The sequence below is a fragment of the Streptomyces atratus genome (assembly GCF_014648655.1).
GTDB classification, from domain to species: Bacteria; Actinomycetota; Actinomycetes; order Streptomycetales; family Streptomycetaceae; genus Streptomyces; species Streptomyces atratus.
The window spans coordinates 8,933-13,779 of sequence record NZ_BMRN01000084.1; the positions used below are offsets into that span (position 1 = coordinate 8,933).

General features: G+C 73.2%; 2 protein-coding genes. Both read right to left on the bottom strand.

What is annotated here, in order from left to right; translation table 11 throughout:
• A partial coding sequence (locus IEZ15_RS41605; protein WP_189282162.1) for a non-ribosomal peptide synthetase occupies window positions 1-3,633 on the bottom strand: 3,633 nt, incomplete at its 3' end.
• On the bottom strand, window positions 3,633-4,847 hold a 1,215-nt coding region (locus IEZ15_RS44360; protein ID WP_229846514.1), incomplete at its 5' end, for a condensation domain-containing protein. The genes IEZ15_RS44360 and IEZ15_RS41605, both read right to left, overlap by 1 nt.

A 4,847-nucleotide genomic window follows, 5' to 3' on the forward strand; every position in this document is an offset into this window, starting at 1 on the left:
CTCCGGCGCCGCCCCGGCACACCGGGCGGTGTAGGCGGCGGCCAGGTCCCGGGCCAGCGGCACCATGGACCAGGCGTCACCGGCGATGTGGTGGAGGGTCAGCACCAGCACGTGTTCGTCCTCGGCGAGGGCGAACAGCTCCGCGCGCAGCGGGGTGTCCGCCGCCAGGTCGAACGCGCGCCCGGTGGCGGCCGCGAGGAGGCCGGGCAGTTCCCGCTCGTCGGTCTCGGTGACCGGCAGGCCGGGGCGGGCCTGCTCAGGGGCCAGGATCAGCTGGCACGGCCGGCCCTCGCTCTCGGGGAAGACCGTGCGCAGGCTCTCGTGCCGCTCGACCACGTCGGCCAGCGCCGCCTCCAGCGCCTGTCGGTCCAGCCGTCCGGAGAGCTGCAGGGCGAGCGGCAGGTTGTAGGTGGCGTTCGGCCCCTCGAAGCGGTCCAGGAACCACAGGCGCCGCTGCGCGTACGACAGCGGCACCTCGTCGGGCCGGTCCACCGGGTGCAGGGCAGGACGGGAGGAGCCCGCGGCGGTGTCCAGCCAGGCGGTCAGCCCGGCGACGGTGGGCGCCTTGAACAGGGCGCGCAGGGACAGTTCGACACCGAAGGTGGAGCGGACCCGGGTGACCAGACGGGTGGCGAGCAGGGAGTGGCCGCCGAGGTCGAAGAAGCTGTCGTCGATGCCCACCGAGGGCAGGCCGAGGATCTCGGTGAACAGCCCGCACAGGATCTCCTCCTGCGGCGAGCGCGGGGCCCGGCCCGTGATGGTGCCGAAGTCGGGCGCCTGAAGCGCCTTGCGGTCCAGCTTGCCGTTGGGGGTCAGCGGCAGCGCGTCCAGGGTGACGAACGCCGCCGGCACCATGTACTCCGGCAGGGCCTCGGCGGTGCGCGCGCGCAGCAGCGCCGCGACGGGCGGGACGGCTCCCGCCTCGGGCACGGTGTACGCCACGAGACGCTTGTCCCCGGGCCGGTCCTCGCGGACCACGACGGCTGCCTGGGCCACGTCCGGGTGGGCCTGCAGGACGTTCTCGATCTCACCGGTCTCGATGCGGAAACCGCGGATCTTCACCTGGCCGTCGGCGCGGCCGACGAACTCCAGTTGGCCGTCGGCGCTCCAGCGGGCCAGGTCGCCGGTGCGGTACATGCGGGTACCGGCCGGGCCGAACGGGCAGGCCACGAATCGCTCGGCGGTCAGGGCGGGACGGCCCAGGTAGCCGCGGGCCAGGCCGGCCCCGGCGGCGTACAGCTCGCCGGGGACACCGTCGGGCACCGGGCGCAAGCCGGCGTCGAGCACGTACACCTGCGTGTTGTGGATCGGCCGGCCGATCGGCGGGGTGATCTCGCCAGTCAGCGGGCCGCTCATGGTCGCGCACACCGTGGTCTCGGTCGGGCCGTAGGCGTTGACCATCCGCCGGCCGGCCGACCACCGGGCGACCAGCTCGGGAGAGGAGGCCTCGCCCGCCACCACCAGCGAGGTGATTCCGGGCATCGAGTCGGGCGGCATGACGGCCAGGGCGGCCGGCGGGATGGTCGCGTGCGTCACTCCCTGCTCGGCGACGAGAGTGGCCAGGGCGGCCTCCGGCAGCAGCCGCTCCTGGGGCGCCAGTACCAGCGCCGCGCCGGAGAGCAGTGCCATCGCCAGTTCCCAGAACGCGGCGTCGAAGCTGGGCGAGGCGAACTGCAGGACCCGGCTGCCCGGGCCGACCTCGAACTGCTCGATCTGGCTGGAGACCAGGCTCGCCGCACCGGCGTGCGAGACCACGACGCCCTTGGGGCGTCCGGTGGAGCCGGAGGTGTAGATGACGTAGGCGGAGCCGGCGGGCGTCAGCGCGGCGCGCCGCTCGTCGTCCGACACCTCGGACGACGGGCATTCCGCCACCGCCGCGACGGTGGCGGCCTCGTCCAGCAGCAGACGTTCCACTCCGGCGTCGGGCAGTTCCTCCCCCACCGCCGTGTCGGTGAGCAGCAGGGTGGGGCGGGCGTCGGCCAGCATGTAGGCGATTCGCTCGGCTGGGTACTGCGGGTCCACCGGCAGGTAGGCCGCGCCGGCCTTGAGCACCGCCAGCTGGGCCACGACCAGCTCCACCGAGCGGGCCAGGGCCAGGGCCACGAAGTCCTCCGGCCCCACCCCCCGGCCGATCAGCAGCCGGGCCAGCCGGTTGGACCGCGCGTCCAGCTCCGCGTAGGTGACCTCGGTGTCCTCGAAGACCACCGCCACCGCCTGCGGCGTCGCCGCCACCTGTGCGGCGAACAGCTCCGGCAGCGACGCCTGCGGCACCTCCCGCGCGGTGTCGTTGCGGGTGGTGAGGAGTTCACCGCGTTCCCCGGCGGAGAGGACGCCGATCGTGCCGACCGGCTGCTCGATGTCGGTGAACAGGACCTCGAACAGCCGCCGGAGCCGGTCGGCCAGGGTCGCGATCCGGTCCGGGGTGAACAGGTCCGGGCGGTAGCCGAAACGGAACCGGAGCTGCGCCCCGGGCACGAGGGCGACGCTGACCGGGTAGTGGTTGGCGTCGCGCCCGTCGGCCCCGGTCATCCGCAGGCCGCCGGGCAGCTCCCCGAGGCCTTCGGAGTCCATCGGGTAGTTCTCGGACACCGTGATGCTGTCGAACAACTCTCCGGTGCCGACGAGGCGCTGGAGGTCGGTGAGGTTGAGGTGCTGGTGGCCCATCAGGCCGGATTGCTGTTCCTGCAGGCGGGTGAGCATCCCCAGCAGGGACTCGCCCGGGTCCAGGCGGACCCGCACCGGCAGGGTATTGACGAACAGGCCGACCATCGACTCGATGCCGTCGATCTCCGGGGGGCGGCCGGCGACGGTGCCGCCGAAGACCACGTCGTCCCGGCCGGTGAGCCGGCCCAGCAGGATCGCCCACGCGCCCTGGAAGAGGGTGTTGAGCGTCAGGTCGTGCCGACGGGCCAGGGCGGTGAGGCCGGCGGTCAGCTCCTCCGTCAGCGCCATGGTGTGGAAGTCGGGTGCGACGGCGGTCCGGGAGGGGTCCGCGGGCACCAGCAGGGTGGGCTCCTCCACTCCGGCCAGTGCCTCCCGCCAGGCCTGCTCGGCCGCTCCCCGGTCCTGCTGGGCCAGCCAGGCGAGATAGGTGCGGTAGGGGTTGACCCTCGGGAGCGCGGTGGTGTCACCACGGTGCGCGTAGAGCGTGAACAGGTCCTGCATCATCAGCGCCGTCGACCAGCCGTCAAGCAGGATGTGGTGGTTGGTCAGCATGAAACGGTGCCGGTGGGCGGCGGTCCGCACAAGGGTGAAGCGCAACAGCGGCGGGCGGGCCAGGTCGAACCGGTGCGCCCGGTCCTCGGCGGTGAGCCGGGCCAGCTCCTGCTCACGGTCGCTCTCGTCCAGGCCGCTGAGGTCGATCTCGCGCCAGGGCAGTTCGAGGTCGCGCGGAATGATCTGCACCGGCTTGCTGAGCTTTTCATGCAGGAACCCGGCACGCAGGTTGGTGTGCCGGCGCAGCAGCGCCGCCACGGCAGCCTTCAGCGCTTCCGCGTCGAGTGGGCCCTCCAGGTCGACGGCGAGCTGCGCGGTGTAGATGTCCAGCGCCTGGCCGTCATACAGGGAATGAAACAGCAGACCTTCCTGCAGCGGGGACAGCGGCAGGACGTCTTCGAACCCCGGTCTCGTCATTACGAGATCCTCCACTCAGATTCCAACAGGTCGATCTCTTCCTGGTCGAGTTCGACCAGGGGCAGGTCGGACGGTGTGTGCCCGCCTGCGTTCGAGCCCCGGGCGTGCGTCGCCAGGGCCTCCAGTGCGCGGAACCAGGTCTCGGCCAGGTCGCGCACCTCCTCCTCGTGGAACAGGGCCTGCGGCCACATCCACGTCACGTTCAGCCGTGGACCGTCGGCGTGGTCCTCGGTCCAGGCGTTCACCTCGAGCGCGTGGGCCAGCGGCATCCCGGTGTCGTCCGTGGCGCCGCTCAGCGCCTCCGCCTCGGCCGCGGTGGCCCAGGGCTCCGGGGTGCCGCCGTCGGCGACGGCGAACCGGCCCAGGTAGTTGAAGCCGATCTGCGGTGCCGCCGGCGCCGACAGCCGGGGGGCGGTGTGCGGGTTGAGGTGGCGCAGCAGTCCGTAGCCCAGGCCGTTGTCCGGCAGGGCCCGCAGCTGCTCCTTCACCCGCTTGACCGCGCGACCCACGACCTCGCCCCCGGCCCACCACTGGGCCCAGTCCCGCACGTGCGGGTCGAGGCGGACGGGGAAGAGGCTGGTGAACCAGCCCACCGTGCGGGACAGGTCCACTCCGTCCAGGAACTCCTCGCGGCCGTGGCCCTCCAGGTCCAGCAGGACCCCGGTGTCCTCCACCGGGCCGCGCCGGCGGCGCCAGTCGGCCACCGCCGCCGCGAACCCGGTCAGCAGCACGTCGTTGACGCCGGCGTGGAAGGCCGCCGGGACATCGGTGAGCAGGAGGGCGGTGCGGTCTGCGGGCAGGGACAGCGACAGCGTCCGGGCCGTTCCGTCGGTGTCCCGGGCCGGATCCAGGGCCGTGCGGCTCAGTTGCGGGTCGGGGCCGTCGAGGATCGCGGTCCACGTCGGCAGTTCCGCCTCCCGCACCGGATCCACCGCTGCCGCGGCCAGCCGCTCGGCCCACCGGCGGAAGGACGTGCCCACCGGCTCCAACTGCACAGTCCGCCCGGCGACCACCGCCTCCCAGGCCGCAGCCAGGTCCGGCAGCACGATCCGCCAGGACACCCCGTCGACCACCAGGTGGTGCAGCACCAGCAGCAACCGTCCCGACTGTTCGGGCCCGGCGTCGAACCACACCGCCTGCACCATCACCCCGGCCTCCGGCGCCAACCGCCGCCACGCCGCCCGGGCGTGCTCGCCGATGACAGCTCGCAGTCC